Annotated in this window: 17 protein-coding genes; 9 read left to right on the plus strand and 8 right to left on the minus strand. The window is 68.0% G+C overall.

The features are described from left to right. The first annotated feature begins 18 nt into the window (after positions 1 to 18). The 5 genes from FVA80_RS15650 to FVA80_RS15670 all read left to right on the plus strand — a co-directional run bounded on the left by FVA80_RS15650 (position 19) and on the right by FVA80_RS15670 (position 4,348). Positions 19 to 645, plus strand: coding sequence for an acyloxyacyl hydrolase (locus FVA80_RS15650; RefSeq protein WP_147906846.1), 627 nt, complete (start codon positions 19 to 21; stop codon positions 643 to 645). 93 nt (positions 646 to 738) lie between these two features. Continuing rightward, positions 739 to 1,311, plus strand: coding sequence for a cob(I)yrinic acid a,c-diamide adenosyltransferase (locus tag FVA80_RS15655; protein WP_147906845.1), 573 nt, complete (start codon positions 739 to 741; stop codon positions 1,309 to 1,311). 196 nt (positions 1,312 to 1,507) lie between these two features. After that, positions 1,508 to 2,257: an electron transfer flavoprotein subunit beta/FixA family protein gene (locus tag FVA80_RS15660; RefSeq protein ID WP_147906844.1), complete on the plus strand. Its 750-nt coding sequence runs from the start codon at positions 1,508 to 1,510 to the stop codon at positions 2,255 to 2,257. Between the two features lie 65 nt (positions 2,258 to 2,322). Next, on the plus strand, positions 2,323 to 3,276 hold the full coding sequence (locus tag FVA80_RS15665; RefSeq protein ID WP_147906843.1) for an FAD-binding protein: 954 nt from the start codon (positions 2,323 to 2,325) through the stop codon (positions 3,274 to 3,276). Positions 3,277 to 3,466: 190 nt separating this feature from the next. Next, complete coding sequence (locus FVA80_RS15670; RefSeq protein ID WP_147906842.1) at positions 3,467 to 4,348, plus strand: 3-hydroxybutyryl-CoA dehydrogenase; 882 nt, start codon at positions 3,467 to 3,469, stop codon at positions 4,346 to 4,348. A gap of 61 nt (positions 4,349 to 4,409) precedes the next feature. On the opposite strand, the gene FVA80_RS15675 is transcribed toward FVA80_RS15670, so the two are convergent. From FVA80_RS15675 to upp, 4 genes are all read right to left on the minus strand, one after another. After that, complete coding sequence (locus tag FVA80_RS15675; RefSeq protein ID WP_147906841.1) at positions 4,410 to 4,715, minus strand: hypothetical protein; 306 nt, start codon at positions 4,713 to 4,715, stop codon at positions 4,410 to 4,412. A gap of 99 nt (positions 4,716 to 4,814) precedes the next feature. Beyond that, on the minus strand, positions 4,815 to 5,828 hold the full coding sequence (locus FVA80_RS15680; protein ID WP_147906840.1) for an NAD(P)H-quinone oxidoreductase: 1,014 nt from the start codon (positions 5,826 to 5,828) through the stop codon (positions 4,815 to 4,817). A 111-nt stretch (positions 5,829 to 5,939) separates the two neighbouring features. Then, the gene (locus FVA80_RS15685) at positions 5,940 to 7,181 is read right to left on the minus strand and encodes an ABC transporter substrate-binding protein (protein WP_147906839.1); all 1,242 of its coding nucleotides are present in this window, start codon (positions 7,179 to 7,181) and stop codon (positions 5,940 to 5,942) included. 157 nt (positions 7,182 to 7,338) lie between these two features. Next, positions 7,339 to 7,974 (minus strand): uracil phosphoribosyltransferase, encoded by a 636-nt coding sequence (gene upp, locus FVA80_RS15690; protein WP_147853118.1) that lies wholly within the window; start codon positions 7,972 to 7,974, stop codon positions 7,339 to 7,341. Positions 7,975 to 8,414: 440 nt separating this feature from the next. On the opposite strand from upp, the gene FVA80_RS15695 reads away from it, so the two are divergent. Beyond that, entirely contained in the window at positions 8,415 to 10,106 is a 1,692-nt protein-coding gene (locus tag FVA80_RS15695) for a methyl-accepting chemotaxis protein (protein ID WP_147906838.1), read from the plus strand. A 55-nt stretch (positions 10,107 to 10,161) separates the two neighbouring features. Here the strand turns inward: FVA80_RS15695 and FVA80_RS15700 are convergent, their stop codons facing one another. Together FVA80_RS15700 and FVA80_RS15705 are read right to left on the minus strand one after the other, a co-directional pair. Next, a complete protein-coding gene (locus FVA80_RS15700) occupies positions 10,162 to 10,632 on the minus strand; it encodes a DUF2852 domain-containing protein (RefSeq protein ID WP_147906837.1) in 471 nt (156 codons plus the stop codon). A gap of 57 nt (positions 10,633 to 10,689) precedes the next feature. After that, complete coding sequence (locus tag FVA80_RS15705) at positions 10,690 to 11,340, minus strand: TetR/AcrR family transcriptional regulator (RefSeq protein WP_147906836.1); 651 nt, start codon at positions 11,338 to 11,340, stop codon at positions 10,690 to 10,692. 193 nt (positions 11,341 to 11,533) lie between these two features. Between FVA80_RS15705 and FVA80_RS15710 the strand changes: the two genes are divergently transcribed. The 3 genes from FVA80_RS15710 (at position 11,534) to FVA80_RS15720 (ending at position 13,628) form a co-directional block, all read left to right on the plus strand. Next, on the plus strand, positions 11,534 to 11,830 hold the full coding sequence (locus tag FVA80_RS15710) for a hypothetical protein (RefSeq protein WP_147906835.1): 297 nt from the start codon (positions 11,534 to 11,536) through the stop codon (positions 11,828 to 11,830). A 117-nt stretch (positions 11,831 to 11,947) separates the two neighbouring features. Beyond that, entirely contained in the window at positions 11,948 to 12,340 is a 393-nt protein-coding gene (locus FVA80_RS15715; RefSeq protein WP_147906834.1) for a thioredoxin family protein, read from the plus strand. Between the two features lie 112 nt (positions 12,341 to 12,452). After that, positions 12,453 to 13,628: a glycosyltransferase gene (locus FVA80_RS15720; RefSeq protein WP_147906833.1), complete on the plus strand. Its 1,176-nt coding sequence runs from the start codon at positions 12,453 to 12,455 to the stop codon at positions 13,626 to 13,628. Here FVA80_RS15720 and FVA80_RS15725 read toward each other — a convergent pair whose 3' ends face one another. Together FVA80_RS15725 and FVA80_RS15730 are read right to left on the minus strand one after the other, a co-directional pair. Continuing rightward, positions 13,629 to 14,585: a helix-turn-helix domain-containing protein gene (locus tag FVA80_RS15725; protein ID WP_147906832.1), complete on the minus strand. Its 957-nt coding sequence runs from the start codon at positions 14,583 to 14,585 to the stop codon at positions 13,629 to 13,631. Between the two features lie 216 nt (positions 14,586 to 14,801). Further along, entirely contained in the window at positions 14,802 to 15,668 is an 867-nt protein-coding gene (locus FVA80_RS15730) for a helix-turn-helix domain-containing protein (protein ID WP_246691967.1), read from the minus strand. Positions 15,669 to 15,816 lie beyond the last annotated feature (148 nt).

Consider the following 15,816-nt stretch of genomic DNA (forward strand, 5'->3'; position numbering starts at 1 on the left):
CCCAACCGGCCGAGCCCCATGATTGCCGCCCTCCGCACCTGCGTCGTCAGCCTCATCATCGGTGCGGCCATCCTGCCAGCCTCCGCGGCTGACGCGCCGCCCTTGCCTGCGGCCTATGCGGCCCCGGCCCAGCCGCTGAGCATCGTCTCGGAGGTGCGCATCGGCGGCGCCGTGCAGGATCCGGGCAGCGCCGAGGGCAAGCTTCCAGGGTTCAGCAAGGCCAACGTCAACGGCGAGATCCTGTTCGCCAAGCCGCAGGTGAGCGCCGACCCGTTCTGGCAGGCCTTCGTGCCGCGTCCGACGGTGGGCGGCAGCTACAACACGGGCGGCCGGACCAGCTACGCGTATCTCGGTGCGACCTGGACCGTCGACATCTTCCCCGAGACCCTGGGTCGACGCGTCTTCCTCGACGGCTTCTTCGGCGGCGTCGCCCATAACGGCTATACTGGGCCGAAGGCGCAGACGCCCTACGGCTTCAACACGCTCGGCTGCTCGCCGATGTTCCGCGAGGCGGCGGCTCTGGGCTATCGCCTGACCGAGCATTGGAGCGTCATGGCGACGGTCGAGCACATGTCGAACGCCGGCCTGTGCGCGAACAACCGCGGCCTGACCAATTTCGGCGGCAAGATCGGCTACACGTTCTGATAACGGCACCAATTGCGCGACCGCCTGAAGGGCTCTAGGCCCTACGAGTCGCGAACTCGCCGGGTTCGCAATCCGTTGTGAGGCGCAGGTCCCTTGGTCAAGCTCAACCGGATCTACACACGCACCGGCGACAAGGGCACCACCGCCCTGGCCGATGGGCAGCGCCGATCTAAAGCGAACCTGAGGGTCGAGACCTACGGCACGGTCGACGAGACCAATGCCTGCATCGGGATGGTCCGTCTGCACACGCAGGGCGCCCTCGACGGGATGCTCGGGGCGATCCAGAACGACCTGTTCGATCTGGGCGCCGACCTTGCGACCCCGCCCAGCCCGGAGCCCCTGCCCTACGAGCCACTGCGAATCGTCGCCAGCCAGGTCGAGCGGCTGGAGCGCGACATCGACGCCCTCAACGCGTCGATCGCACCGCTGAAATCCTTCGTGCTCCCTGGCGGGTCGCCGGCCTCGGCGGCGCTTCATCTCGCCCGCACCGTGTGCCGGCGTGCCGAGCGCCTGGCAGTGAGCCTCGCCGACCGCGACGGCGAGATCGTCTCGCCCGAGGCGGTTCAGTATCTCAATCGCCTTTCGGACTTCCTGTTCGTGGCGAGCCGTACCGCGAACGCGGATGGGGTCGACGACGTGCTCTGGGTGCCGGGCGCCAATCGCTGAGGCGAATCGGAACGGGTCGTCGCGGCCGCGAAGACCAGTCCAGCCAGGCAGGAGCTTTTACCGCCTCGCGTTGACAAGGCCGAAATGTGGCCGTTACGGTCCGCCCGCTTTGCGGACCCGCCGTCCCCGTGCGTCGAACGCTTGAAGGCCTGGCGGGTCCGGCAACAAGAATCCACGGGGAAGGATCGAGACCGCCATGAAGGTGCTGGTGCCCGTCAAGAGGGTGGTGGACTACAACGTCAAGATCCGCGTGAAAGCCGATGGCTCCGGGGTCGAACTCGCCAACGTCAAGATGTCGATGAACCCCTTCGACGAGATCGCCGTCGAAGAGGCGATCCGCTTGAAGGAGAAGGGCACCGTCACCGAGATCGTGGCTGTGTCGATCGGCCCGCAGCAGGCGCAAGAGACCCTGCGCACCGCACTCGCGATGGGCGCCGACCGGGCCATCCTGGTCAAGACCGACGTGAACTGCGAGCCGCTGGCGGTGGCCAAGCTCCTGAAGGCCGTGGTCGAGACAGAGACGCCGCAGCTCGTGATCCTGGGCAAGCAGGCGATCGACGACGATTCGAACCAGACCGGCCAGATGCTCGGCGCGCTGCTCGGCTGGCCGCAGGGCACCTTCGCGTACAAGATCGAGGCTTCTGAGGGCAGCCTCGACGTGACCCGCGAGGTCGATGGCGGCCTGCAGACCGTGACGCTCAAGCTCCCGGCGATCGTCACCACCGATCTGCGCCTCAACGAGCCGCGCTACGCGTCGCTGCCGAACATCATGAAGGCCAAGAAGAAGCCGCTCGAGGAGCTGAGCCCCGAAGCGCTCGGCGTCGATGTGACCCCGCGGCTCAAGGTGCTCAAGACCGCCGAGCCGCCGGGGCGCTCCGCCGGCGTCAAGGTCGGCTCGGCCGCCGAGCTCGTCCAGAAGCTCAAGGTCGAAGCCGGCGTGATCTAACTCGCTCGCGCCGCTCCCGTCCCGGTCGAGCGGCGCGCCATCACCTCCAAGGGCACCAGACGACCATGACGGCACTCCTCTTCGTCGAGCACGGCAACGGCCAGATCAAGGACGGCACCCTGAAGGCGCTGACCGCCGCCAAGGATATCGGTGCGCCGGTCCACGCCCTCGTGCTGGGCGCCGGCTCGAAGGCGGTCGCGGAGGCGGCAGCCAAGCTCGACGGCGTCGAGAAGGTGCTGAACGCCGAGGACGGCATCTACGACCACGACCTCGCCGAGCCGCTCGGCGCGCTGATCGCATCGATTGCGGGACCCTACGACATCATCATCGCGTCGGCTTCGACGACGGGTAAGAACGTGCTGCCGCGGGTGGCCGCCCTGCTCGATGTCGCGCAGGTCTCGGACATCATCAAGGTGATCTCGCCCGATACGTTCGAGCGCCCGATCTACGCGGGCAACGCTATCCAGACCGTCCAGATCCCCGCCGGCAAGACTGTGATCACGGTGCGCACCGCGGCGTTCAAGGCGGCGGAACAGGGCGGCGCGGCCGCCACCGTCGAAGCCGTTTCCGCGGCGGCGCCCGCGTCCGGTGGCTCCACCTTCAAGGGCGAGGAGATCGCCAAGTCCGACCGGCCGGAACTGGCCTCGGCCCGGATCATCGTGTCGGGCGGCCGCTCGCTCGGATCGTCCGAGAAATTCCACGCGTTGATCGAGCCCCTGGCGGATGCCCTGGGCGCCGCTGTCGGCGCCTCGCGCGCGGCGGTCGATGCCGGCTACGCGCCGAACGACTGGCAGGTCGGCCAGACCGGCAAGGTCGTGGCGCCGGATCTCTACGTCGCTGTCGGCATCTCAGGGGCGATCCAGCACCTTGCCGGCATGAAGGATTCGAAGGTCATCGTCGCGATCAACAAGGACGAAGATGCGCCGATCTTCCAAGTGGCGGATTACGGATTGGTCGGTGACCTATTCCAGGTTGTACCGGACTTCCAGGCGGAGATCGGCAAGGCAAAGGGGCAGTAACGGTCGCGCTCGCCCGGCGAGGTTCACCGGGCGAGCATTGTCGCAACGCGCCTGTCGACGGGTTCCTTCTGCGAACGAGAATGGTCTAGAAGTCAGGGACGGCCCGTATTCGCACGGGCCGCGGCGTTGGCGCGGTCCACCCCCTCGGGCAGGCGCGCAGCAACGTCCGTACGGGGGCACAGGTCGACAGATGGACATGGAGATCAAGCGGGTCGGCATCATCGGCGCGGGCCAGATGGGCAGCGGCATCGCGCAGGTCTGCGCTACCGCCGGTCTCGATGTCCTGCTGAACGACCGCGACCCGAACCGTCTCGAGAACGGCCTGTCGTCGATCGACGCGGGTCTGTCGCGGCTCGTGTCCAAGGGCACGATCGAAGAGTTTGAAAGCCGGGAGATCCGGTCGCGCATCAAGCCGGCGCCCGGCTTCGCCGACCTCGGCCCTGCCGACCTCGTGATCGAGGCCGCCACGGAGAACGAGGCGACCAAGCGAGAGATCTTCTCGACCCTCTGCGCGTCCCTGCGCCCGGATGCGATCGTGGCGACCAACACGTCGTCGATCTCGATCACCCGGCTGGCCGCGGCGACCGACCGCCCGGAGCGGTTCATCGGCATCCACTTCATGAACCCGGTGCCGGTGATGCAGCTCGTCGAGCTGATCCGCGGCATCGCCACGGAGGATTCCACCTACGAGTCGGCCAAGGCGTTCATCGCCAAGCTCGGCAAGATCTCGACGATGTCGGAGGATTTCCCGGCCTTCATCGTCAACCGCATCCTGCTGCCGATGATCAACGAGGCGATCTACACGCTCTACGAAGGCGTTGGGTCGGTCGAGTCGATCGACACCGCCATGAAGCTCGGCGCGAACCACCCGATGGGGCCGCTGCAGCTGGCCGACTTCATCGGGCTGGATACCTGTCTGTCCGTGATGCAGGTGCTCTATGAAGGCCTGGCCGACTCCAAGTATCGGCCCTGCCCGCTTCTGGTGAAGTATGTCGAGGCCGGTTGGCTGGGTCGCAAGGCCAAGCGCGGTTTCTACGACTATCGTGGGCCGACCCCGATCCCGACGCGCTGAACGTCGTGTCGCAGCGAACGCCACACGGGACGGCGCCCGGCGCCGCCCCGAATCAAGAACCTTACTTCGCCGTGCCGCCGTTTGCGTTCGGCTGGGCCGGCTGCGGGTAGGATGGGTTGCCGCCCGGGACCGCGGTGCTGTTCGACGGCGTGGCGCTGCCGGACTGACCGTTGACCGAGCCGGTCACCTCACGCCGGGACGCATCCTGGCTCTGGCTGGCATAATCCTTCGGGGAGTTGGCGCCGTTCCAGGTCAGCAGGCCGACCGTCGCGATCGCCAGAAGAACGAGGCTGCCGACCAGGACCCACAGGACGGGCTTGCCGCGCTGGCCCTGCCGGCTTTCCTGCTGGTTCAGTTTCTCCACCATTTTCACACCCTCCCCACCCGGACGCGACGCGCGCGACACGATCTCGTTACCGGCCGCCAACGCGGCGCCGTCGAGGCGGGTTCCTGTCGGGCGCGCCGGTTAGCGACCGGTGGTGAGCAGGATCTTGCCGAGATGCGCGCTCGATTCCATCAGCGCGTGGGCTCTCTGGGCCTGTTCCAGCGGGAAGGAGGCGTGCGTGACCGAACGGATCCGCCCCGCCTCGAGCTCCGGCCAGACATCCTTGCGCAGGCCCTCGGCGATCGCTGCCTTGTCGGCCTTCGGGCGCGGCCGCAGGGTCGAGCCCGTGAAGGTCAGCCGGTTGCGCATGATCGGGGTGATGTTCAGGCCGTCCACCTTGTAGCCGCCCATGAGGGCGATCATCACCAGGCGGCCGTCAGGGGCCAGTGACTTGATGTTGCGAGCGAGGTAGCTCGCGCCGATCATGTCGAGGATGACGTCGACGCCGCGCCCATCGGTAAGGCGCTTGATCTCCTCGGCGAAGTCGGCCTGCTTGTAGTCGATGGCGGCATCGGCTCCGAGATCCTCGCAGAAGCGGCATTTCTCGGCCGAGCCCGCGGTGGCAAACACCCGGGCACCGAGATGCTTGGCCATCTGGATCGCCGTGGCGCCGATGCCGCTCGACCCGCCATGCACCAGGAAGCTCTCGCCCTTGGCGAGTCGGCCGCGTTGGACCACGTTCGAATAGACCGTGAAGAAGGTCTCCGGCAGCCCGGCCGCGTCGACGAGCGAGAGAGCCTTGGGGCGAGGCAGGCAATGGGCGGCCTCGGCGACCGCGAACTCCGCGTAGCCGCCGCTGATCACGAGGGCGCAGACCTCGTCGCCGATGGCGAGACCGTCGACCCCCTCACCCAAAGCCACGACACGGCCGGCGACTTCGAGGCCCGGAATCTCGGTGGCGCCGGGCGGCGGCGGATACAGGCCGGCCCGCTGCATGACGTCCGGGCGATTCACGCCGGCGGCCACCACCTCGATCAGGACTTGGCCCGGCCCGGGGCGCGGCAGCGGCGCAGTCTCCACGGCGAGCACCTCCGGCCCGCCCGGTCCCGTGAAATGGATCCGGCGCATGGTCTCGGGCAGGGCGGTGCTAGCCATCGAAGCATCCTCAACGCGTACGTATTCCCGGCCGCGCCCCGGGAGACGCGGTCAGGCTGTACTTGCGGCAACGGGCGCGCTTGGCAAGCCGCCCCTTGTGGAGCCGGCAGACTATCGCGCCGCCGCCTTCACGGCCGGGGGCAGAACGATCTTGCCCTGCGCGAGGCTCGTCGGCCAGATCGCGACCTGCTTGCCGTCCTGCCACTGCGCCATCAGCCCGGTGACGAAGCCCGGCCCGTACTTGATCGAGTGCGTGAAGGGGTCGTCCTTGCCGTAGAACTGCGTCCGGCCCACCGTGCCGACCCAGTCGGTCTTCTCCAGGGCTTCGACCAGCTTGTCGGCCTCGGTGGAGCCGGCCCGCTTCACCGCGTCGGCGGTGTAATAGACCTGATCGTAGGCCATGTAGCCGGCATAGGACGGATCGCTTCCGAAGCGCTTCTTGAAGGCCTCGCTAAAGGCCAGCGACTTGTCGGTGATCGCGGCGCCCGGCACCGCGATGCTCTGGAAGATCACGCCCTGGGTCGCCCCGTTGGTGTTGGCCCAGAAGGTCGAGGAGGTCGCCTGCGAATTCATGCCGGTCATGGCCAACGGCACCTGCTGGTTGCGCCACTGCACGGTCGGCTGCACGCCGACATGCGAGATGCCGGTGACGATCAGGTCCGGCTTGCCGGCCTCGATCTTGTTGTAGATCGGCGTGAAATCGCCGGTATCCGGCGAGAACCGGATGTGATCGACCACCTTCACGCCGATCTCGGGCAGGCATTTCTCGTAGCCCGCGTCGAGCGGACGGGTCCAGGCCGCGTCCTCGCTCATGATCGCGGCGGTCTTCACCTTCATCAGGTCGAGGAGCATGTCCTTGGTCGAATCGCAGATCGACTGGGCGAGAGCCGCCGAGGTGAGATAACCGTGGAAGGTGTACTTGTTGCGGGCGTAATCCTTGTGGACCGCCAGGCTGATCTCGTTGGAGGCGGCGCCCGGGGTGATCATCGGGGTCTTGAGCCGGGCCGCCCAGGGCATCAACGCCAGCACGACTTCGGAGATGTAGCTGGCGATAACGACGTGGGCCTTGTCCTCGGAGACCGCCCGCTGGAACGCCCGGACGGCGTCGGAGGCCGAACTCTTGTCGTCGTAGGAGACCACCTGGATCTGGCGCCCGTCGATGCCGCCCTTCGCGTTGATCTCGTCGGCGGCGAGCTGGACGGCCTGGGGGATCGAGGCCCCGACCACCGATTGCGCCTCCGCGATCACCCCGATCTTGATCGGGTCCGCCGCCCGGGCCTCACCCGCGGCCAACAACCCGGCTGCCGCCAGCAGGGCCACCGCCCGGCTCGTCACGCTGCGATCCATCGCCATGCTGATTCCTCCTCCGGGCCGTGCGGCTTTTGGCGCCGCATCGGGGATCGGACGATTTTTGTAGCATTCGGCGTGATGAATACAATGTGCATCCGACCAATGTGCGAAACACCGGCGGACTGATCGATAGAATTGGCCCAGCCGGGGGGCTGTTCGGTCAGCGGGTGCCGTACATCCGGTCCCCTGCATCGCCCAGGCCCGGCACGATGTAGCCATGGTCGTTCAGATGGCTGTCGATCGCAGCCGTCCAGATCGGGACGTCGGGATGCGCGGCCTGGAACTTCGCCAGACCCTCCGGGGCGGCCAACAGGCAGACGAAGCGTAGGTCCGAAGCTCCGCGGGCCTTCAACCGGTCGAGCGCCGCGATGGCGGAATTCGCGGTGGCGAGCATCGGGTCGAGCACCAGCACGGTTCGGTCGGCGAGATCGGACGGGGCCTTGAAGTAATACTCGACCGCCTCCAGCGTCTCGGGATCGCGGTACAGCCCGACATGGGCGACCCGGGCCGAGGGCACCAGCGACAGCATCCCGTCGAGGAAACCGACACCCGCCCGCAGGATGGGCGCGAAAACCAATTTCTTGCCCTGGATCTGGCGGCCCTCCATCGGCTGGATCGGCGTCTCGATCGTGACGGGTTCCAGCGGCAGGTCCCGCGTCACCTCGTAGGCGAGCAGCATGCCGATCTCGTTCAGCAGCTGGCGAAACCCCTTTGTCGAGCGGTTCTTGTCCCGCAGATAGGTGAGCTTGTGCTGCACCAGGGGGTGATCGACCACCGTGACCCGACTCGCCGGCATCGCACATCCCTCCACCCCAGAGGGGCAGGAATGCAGGAGCGGACGCCCGGGCGCAACGTGACACGCCGCGAATACACCTATTCAGGCCCGATCGAGGCCGCGCGTTGACTGGAACCCGGAATGACGTTGGCGTGGCGCAGCGGTCGGGTGACGACGCGTCTGCGCGCCTGACCCTTAAAAAACCGACCTCATTCTGATAAAGACCCAAACTCATTTTGACGTGATGCTCTTTTGAATCTATCAAACATACGTATCCGAAGCATATGTCGTCAGATTTGAAATCTAAATAAACAGATTAAATAGCGAAGACGCTCAATTCTGCGTCAATCAAATCGTTGATCGTCTGAAACAGAAATTGACGCCAAACATTACCCGCCGACTTTTCAAAGACACACCCCATCTGCTAGCTGACGCTATCATCCGGGTATCGGTTCAAAGCCATGCGCCTCACCGTTTCACTCAAGACCACGCTTGCAGCCATATTTGGATTGTTCGCCCTGCTCGCGGCAGGTCAGGGAAGTCTATCGATCATCGAGCTTGCCGACATTCGGCATGCGATGACGGAGGTCGCGAGCAACTGGCTTCCGTCGGTATCGCGGATCAACGCAGTCGAGGTCGCGGCCTCGGAGGTGCGGATCAAGCAGTTCCGCCTGATCACCCTCTCCAAGGATCCCGACAGCCTCAGGATCGGCGAGGCGCAGCTCGCGACGACGCTCACGCGGCTTGCCGAGCGGTGCAATACCTACGAGCGCCTGATCTCCACCCCCGAGGAGCGGGGGCTTTACGATGCATTCGTCGCCCTGTGGAGCCGCTACGAGCAGGTCGACGGCGCGATGCGACGGCTGATCGCCTCCGGCAAGCAGGCCGAGGCGCTCGCGCAGCTCGGCGGGGTCGACACGGTGAGGCTCTACGACGAGACGCGCGCCGCGCTCTCGCGCCTGGTCGCCCTGAACGAGCGGAACGCAACCCAGGAGGTCGACGAGGCGGTGGATCGGGCCAAGACAGCGTCCGCGGCGGCCTGGGGCAACGTCATCCTGTCGGTGATCGCGGCACTCGTGGCGGCGGCTTTTTCCGTGTTCCGGATTTCGCGCCCCATCCAGCGGATGACCGAAATCATGTCGCGGCTTGCGGGCGGCGATACCGGCGTGACGGTGCCAGCCCGGGACCGGCACGACGAGATCGGCGCCATGGCGGCGGCCGTGGAGGTGTTCAAGGACAACATGATCCGCACTCGCGCGCTCGAGGTCGAGGCTGAGCAGGCGCGCGCCGCCGCCGAGGAGCAGCGCAAGGCCGGCATGCGCGAGATAGCCGACAGCTTCGAGAAGGCGGTCGGTGGCATCATCGGTCGGGTCTCGTCCTCTGCGACGGAACTGCATACCACTGCGAGCGCGCTGTCGGCCATGGCTGGGCAGACCTCGGCGCAGTCCGGCGCGGTGGCGTCCGCGGCGGAGGAGGCCGCCAGCAACGTCAACACCGTGGCGGCGGCCGCCGAGGAGCTTGGCTCGTCGGTCCAGGAGATCGGCCGGCAGATGGACGGGTCCGCCAAGCTGGCCCAGAGCGCCGTGGACGAGGCCGGGCAGACGAGCGCGCTGGTACACGAGCTGAGCGCTGCCGTCGCCCGGATCGGCGACGTGGTCGGACTGATCTCGTCGATCGCCGGCCAGACCAACCTGCTGGCGCTCAACGCCACCATCGAGGCGGCCCGCGCCGGAGATGCGGGACGGGGCTTCGCTGTGGTGGCGAGCGAGGTGAAGGCGCTGGCCGAGCAGACCGCCAAGGCGACCGACGAGATCGCCGGCCAGATCGCCCGCGTCCAGGGATCGACGGGACAGGCTGTGACCGCGATCGGATCGATCACCGGTCGGATCCAGGACATCAGCACCGTCGCCACCTCGATCGCGGCAGCGGTCGAGGAACAGGGCGCGGCGACGCAGGAGATCGTCCGCAACGTCGGGCAGGCCGCGATCGGCACCGGCGAGGTCACCAGCAACATCGCGGGCGTCGCGGAGGCAGCAGAGGCGACCGGACAGTCGGCGGCGCAGGTGCTTGGCGCGGCCTCAGAGCTGTCGCGGCAATCCGAGCGCCTCACGGTGGAAGTGTCCCGCTTCCTCAATACGGTGCGGGCGGCCTAAGAATCCATATGAACGGGGCCCGGCTATCCCGCCGGGCCCCGCCTCTGCCATGTCTTCAGGCAGTGTAGGAGCGGTCCTGGCCGCCCTCGCCGCGGCGCTTGGCCATGAAGGCGTCGAACTGCTCGCGATCCTTGGCCCGCTTCAGCTCCTCGACGAAGTCGGTGAAGGCGCGGCTCTCGTCTTCCAGAGCCTTCCGCTGCGCTTCGAGCCGATCGAGCTCGGCCCGGCGGTAAGCGTCGAACGCCGCATTGCCGGTGCCGCCGCGGTTGGCGGCCTCGAAGGCCCGGGCGAAGCGCGAGGCCGAGCGCCCGCTGCCCTCAAAGCCGGCGACACCCCGGCGTGCGGCGTCGCGCAGTTCCGAGAAGGCCGGGTAGCCGGCGATCTTCCACGCAACGAGGGCGAGGCCGACCGGCCACCAATAGATGAACCCGACGACGAGCGCGCCGATTTCGAGAGACCGGCGGGGGAATGGGCCGGAGCGGCAGAGCTTGCCGGTCGCCCAGGGGGAAGAGGATTGCGTGGTCACGGCTTGGCTCCGCTGCTCATGTGAACGGAGTTAACATGCGGGTGCCGGGGCACGCTTTCAAGACCGGGCGCGTTCACCCGGCTGCGCAACACCATGGACCAGCGCCAGCACGCCGGCGCGCAGAAGCTCGTACTTGTCCGGAAAGCCCGGCCCCCGCGGCAGATGCCCGGCAGCCGACAGGGTCGCGATGCCGTGTGCCAGCGCCCAGACCTCGAGGGCGATGAACCGGGGCGCGACGCCCCCGAACCCATCCGCGAAGGTCGCCTGCAGCGCCTCGACCAGCAGGTCGAACGGGGACGGGCGTCCAGGCGCACCCGCCTCCGTGTCGGACGGCTCGGCGACGGTGCCGCGGGTCTCGAAGATCGCCGCGTAATAAGCCGGCTCCTCTTCGGCGAAGGCGAGGTAGGCTTCGCCCATCCGGGTGAAGCGCTCGAGGGGCGTACCCCGGGAGGTCAGCGCCCGTGCCAGGCGGGCCGCGAGTTCCGCGAAGCCGCGCCCGGCCAGCTCTTCGAGCAGCGCATCGCGGCCGCGGAAGTGCCGATAGAGGGCGGCCGGCGTCACCCCGACCAGGCGAGCGGCATCGACCAACGCGAATCCGCCGATCCCGCGCTCGGCGATGAACCGGCGCGCGGCCTCGATCAGGGCCTCCTTGAGGTTCCCGTGGTGATAGCTTCGCCGGTCACCCGGTCCGTCTCGCCAGGGTCGCAAATTTTCATGTCCTCTGCGCGCGCGCAGGCATTACGGTCGAGCACGACGTTTGTTTCGGTCACGAACGGGGGTCGACTGCTTGACCCGTCCTAAAAGGCGCAACACGATCGGATCGACATCGGTCGAATCGCGTCGCACCCTCTAAACGACGGGCATAGCACCGCCGCCTTCGCCACAGGGAAAACCATTCGGCATGGCTTTCGTGAGTCTGAAAGCGTGGCGCACGCGCTCGGCGGAGCGTGCCGGGATCGCAGCGCGTCTGAAGCAGGAGCTGATCGTTGCGCTCGGCCTGACCGAGGCCGACGCGCTTGCGGTGAACGAGATCGCCTGCGCGGATCCCGGCTGCCCGGACATGGAGACCATCGTGCTTGTGATGCGGGCCGGTGCCCCCACGCGGGCATTGCGGATCTGGCGGCCGATGGACGCCGTGGACGCGCAGGACATCGCGGATCTGATCGAACAGGACCGGCTCGGCGACGCCTCTCGATGATGTGACGGGGCGGCAGCGCCAGATCCGACCTTCGGCGCCGCGTTCCGGACCCCATCGTGTAACGACACCGAGGACGCCGAAAGACCATCAAGGCCCTGGCGCCGAAGGAAACGCATCATGAAGAGCCGACGCGCCGCGCTTGCGCTCGCCTGTCTCGCCCTCGCGGCCAGCCTGTCGCCGGCTCTTGCCGGTGAGGCGATGCCGTTCTCAGCCGCGTCGTTCGAGGCGGCGCAGAAGAGCGGCAAGCCGATCTTGATCGAAGTCAGCGCCCCCTGGTGCCCGATCTGCAAGACGCAGAAACCGATCCTGGCCAAGCTCGCCGCAGAGCCGCGCTTCAAGGATCTCCAGATCTTCGATATCGATTTCGACAGTCAGAAGGACCTGCTGCGGCGTCTCAATGTGCGGATGCAGAGCACGCTGATCGCCTACAAGGGCGAGACCGAGATTGGCCGCTCGGTGGGCGAGACCCAGCCGGAGTGGATCGAGGGCCTGCTGGAAAAGACGCTCTGACGGATCGATCCCGCCAGAGCGGCCCCTTCCGGTTTCGTTCAGGCAGCGTCGGGCATAGCCGGGCGGCCCGCGTCCGGTCCCGTCCGTGCGGGCTCAGACGGAGACCGACCCGGTGACGCGCACCACCAAGCCAGCCGATGCTACGCCCACCGCGATCATCGCGATCCCGGTGCGCAACGAGGTCGAGCGGATCGAGGCCTGTCTCCAGGCCATCGACGCGCAGGTCGGGCTCGCCCCAGGAAGCCTCGGGCTCGTCCTGTTCCTGAACAACTGCACCGACGGCACCGACGCCCTCGTCGCACGGCTGGCGCCGGCCCTATCGATCCCGGTGCGGGTCGCGAGCGAGGAGTTCTCCGGCGCGCATGCCGGCTGGGCGCGGCGCAAGGCAATGGATCTCGCCGCCGCCTGGCTCGGGGATGCGGGGAATATGGGGATAATCCTGTCAACCGATGCGGATAGCCGCGTTCCGCCGAACTGGGTCGTCCGCAATCGCGCCGCCATCGAGGCCGGCGCCGACGCGGTCGCCGGCCGGGTCGAACTCGACGCCGCGGAAGCCGCGCTCCTGCCGCCGTCCCTCCCTGCCCGCGGGAACCTCGAGGACATCTACGATGCCCTGATCACCGAGGCCGAAGCGCGGATCGATCCGGACCCGAACGACCCGTGGCCCTGCCACCGGACCGCGATCGGCGCGACCCTGGCGGTGACCCGGACGGCCTACCGTGCGGTCGGGGGCATGCCGGAGATCCCGCTCGGCGAGGACGGCGCGTTCATCGCCCGGCTGATCGAGCACGGCCTGCGGGTCCGGCACGCCACCGATGTCTGCGTGACGATCTCGGCGCGGCTCACCGGCCGGGCTCCCGGGGGCGTAGCCGACACGATCCGCTCCCGCTGCGAGGAACCGGACGCCCTCTGTGACGCCCGGATGGAGGTTTTTTCGCGGGTGGTGCGGCGTCATCTCTGGCGGCGGCGGTTCCGGCGTTTGCACGGCACCGGCAGCCTGCGGAGGAGTCTCGCTTGGGCGCAGGCCATCGGAATCGACCCGGCGGAGGCCGGCCGGATCGCTGCGCTCCCCCTCGGTCAGGCCATCGCGGAGGCCGAGCGCGCCAGCCCGCGTCTGGCGTATCGGCCGATCGGTCCCCGTCAGCTGCCGGGCCAGATCCGGCTCGCGCGGGTCGGCATCGTCGGGATCCGCCTGGCGCAGCGCCTCGCGCACCGGGTGCGATCGGTTGCCGGCGAGGCGGCGGCGCCTGGGCGGCCAGCCGCTGATCCGCGCGCTACGCGGATCTGATCATCCGTTCCCTTGGGCGAGGAGATCCCGGGGCGACAGACCGAAGCGCTGCCGGAAGGCCCGGCTGAACGCAGCCGCGTCGGTGAAGCCGCAACTCGCCATGATCGATGCGATCCGGGCGCCCGCCGACCGCATCATGACGATGCGGTCATGGGCGCGGTCCAGCCGCGCGTCGCGGATCGTCGCCGCGATCCCCTCCCCGCCCGAAAAGGCGGCGTAGAGGCGGCTTCGGGAGATCTGCAGGGATGCGGCCAGCGGCAGCGGGCCGAACCCTGGCTCGTGCAGGCAGCGCTGGATGTGGGCGAGGGCCAGGGAGCGCACCGCGTCGACGGACAATTCCCCGTCCTCCGTCGGCCGCCGGCCTTGGACGATGCCGCGGAGGATGTGGAGGGCGCCTTCGATCGCGATACCGGCCTGGGCTTCCGACATGGCGGAGACCGAGGTCGCGAAGGCGTCGAGATGCGCGCTCAGCAGCCCGCGCAACGGCGTGGCGCTCAGCTTCGTGCCGATGAGATCCTGCGGGTTTCCGATCTGCGCCGCAAAGATGGCGCGGGGCACCGAGAGGCGGATCTCATCGTAGCCGATGCTGCTGCCGGCAGTGCCGGGCTTGCCCGTGGCGTGGAAGGCCACGTCGCCGGCGCCCAGGAGCGCGTCGTTGCTGCCCTGCTCGATGAAGCCCCGCCCGCCCGCTACCAGCATGATTGCGATGTCGTCGTGTCCGTCGCGGCCGATATGACGCGCGGTGCGATCCACGCCCACCGGTGCGCTGACGGTGCGCAGCAGCGTTCCCCGCGCGGAGGGCGCGACCATGCGGCTGGCCGAGAAGGGAACGTCCGGATCGAACGGCGTGATGGTCGCGGCACTGAGCACCGCGTCCCGCCAGTACGCGAACGCATGCCTCGGCCCGACGGCATCCGTCGTCTGAAAGAAGATGGGGACCTTCGCCTCGACACTCACGGTGCCCTCGCCTTGCAACGCCCGAACCCGCCCAAAGCCAGCCGCGTGACGCGCGCCCGGCGGCAAGCCTACTCGGCGGTCCGCTATCAGCCCCGCCGACGCAGGAGGCGGCACGTCGTGCCACCTCGAGCCACGCTTCGGTTATGAGCCGGGCCGTTGCCCGCCACGGTGCTCGCCCGCACCCTCGCAGTCAGCGTCACGGCGGCCCGGACCCGGTCAGACGACAGTCTGGGCCAGGAGGTCCCGCGGCGAGAAGCCGAAGCGTTGTCGAAAGGCGCGGCTGAAGGCGGCCGGGTCGGTGAAGCCGCAGGTCGCCATGATCGACGAGACCCGGACCCCGGCCCTGCGCATCAGGATGATCCGGTCGTGGGCCCGGTCGAGCCGCGCGTCGCGGATTGTCGCTGCGATCCCCTCCCCCCCGGAGAAGGCCGCGTAGAGGCGGCTGCGGGAGATGCGAAGGTCGGCCGCCAGAGCATCCGGGCCGAACGTCGGATCATGCAGGCGGTGTTCGATCCGCGCCAGCGCCAGGGACCGGAGGGCGTTCGCCGACAATTCGTTGTCCGCCCGGGCATTCTGGCCGTTGATGACACCCCGGAGCAGGTGGAGCGCACCTTCGACCGCGATCCCGGTCTCCGCATCCGACATCGCTTCCACCGACCCCGCGAACGCGCGCAGATAGGCCGCGAAGAGTTCGTTCAGCGGGCCGGCGGCGAACTTCCTCGCTGCGAAGTCGTCGACGTTGCCGATATGCGCCAAGAAGGTCGCGCGCGGCACGGCGAGACGGATTTCCTCGTAGTCGGACAGACTCCCGCCGCCGCCCGGCCGTCCCCAGGTCTGGAAGGTGATGTCGCCGGCATTCAGCAGCGCGCCGTTGTTGCCTTGTTCGATGTAGCCGCGGCCGCGAATGACCAGCATGATGCCCATCTCGTCCCGACCGTCGCTGCGGACGTGGTGCGGCTTGCGCTCCAGGCTGAAGGGTTGGCTGATCGTCCGGAAGATCGATCCGTGCCGGGATGCCGCGATCATGCGCGAGGCCGCGAACGGGACCTCCGGGTCGAGTCGCTCCAGGTCGGTGCCAGCCATGACGGTACTGCGCCAATAGTCGAACGCCTGTTTCGGCTCGACGGCATCCGTCGTTCCAAAGAAGATCGGGACGGTTTTCTTGGCAACCACGGCGGACCCGCCCCACAACCTTAAATTCGAGTATTGGCGATCGCTCGCCGTGCGTCTG

This window comes from Methylobacterium sp. WL1, assembly GCF_008000895.1.
GTDB lineage: Bacteria > Pseudomonadota > Alphaproteobacteria > Rhizobiales > Beijerinckiaceae > Methylobacterium.

Coding starts and splice junctions, on each gene's coding strand:
- upp (WP_147853118.1), bottom strand. CDS start 7,974: ATGCCGGCGAGTCGGGTCACGGTGGTCGATCACCCCCTGGTGCAGCAC.
- FVA80_RS15665 (WP_147906843.1), top strand. CDS start 2,323: ATGACGGCACTCCTCTTCGTCGAGCACGGCAACGGCCAGATCAAGGAC.
- FVA80_RS15715 (WP_147906834.1), top strand. CDS start 11,948: ATGAAGAGCCGACGCGCCGCGCTTGCGCTCGCCTGTCTCGCCCTCGCG.
- FVA80_RS15650 (WP_147906846.1), top strand. CDS start 19: ATGATTGCCGCCCTCCGCACCTGCGTCGTCAGCCTCATCATCGGTGCG.
- FVA80_RS15675 (WP_147906841.1), bottom strand. CDS start 4,715: ATGGTGGAGAAACTGAACCAGCAGGAAAGCCGGCAGGGCCAGCGCGGC.
- FVA80_RS15685 (WP_147906839.1), bottom strand. CDS start 7,181: ATGGCGATGGATCGCAGCGTGACGAGCCGGGCGGTGGCCCTGCTGGCG.
- FVA80_RS15670 (WP_147906842.1), top strand. CDS start 3,467: ATGGACATGGAGATCAAGCGGGTCGGCATCATCGGCGCGGGCCAGATG.
- FVA80_RS15710 (WP_147906835.1), top strand. CDS start 11,534: ATGGCTTTCGTGAGTCTGAAAGCGTGGCGCACGCGCTCGGCGGAGCGT.
- FVA80_RS15695 (WP_147906838.1), top strand. CDS start 8,415: ATGCGCCTCACCGTTTCACTCAAGACCACGCTTGCAGCCATATTTGGA.
- FVA80_RS15730 (WP_246691967.1), bottom strand. CDS start 15,668: ATGGCTGGCACCGACCTGGAGCGACTCGACCCGGAGGTCCCGTTCGCG.
- FVA80_RS15680 (WP_147906840.1), bottom strand. CDS start 5,828: ATGGCTAGCACCGCCCTGCCCGAGACCATGCGCCGGATCCATTTCACG.
- FVA80_RS15660 (WP_147906844.1), top strand. CDS start 1,508: ATGAAGGTGCTGGTGCCCGTCAAGAGGGTGGTGGACTACAACGTCAAG.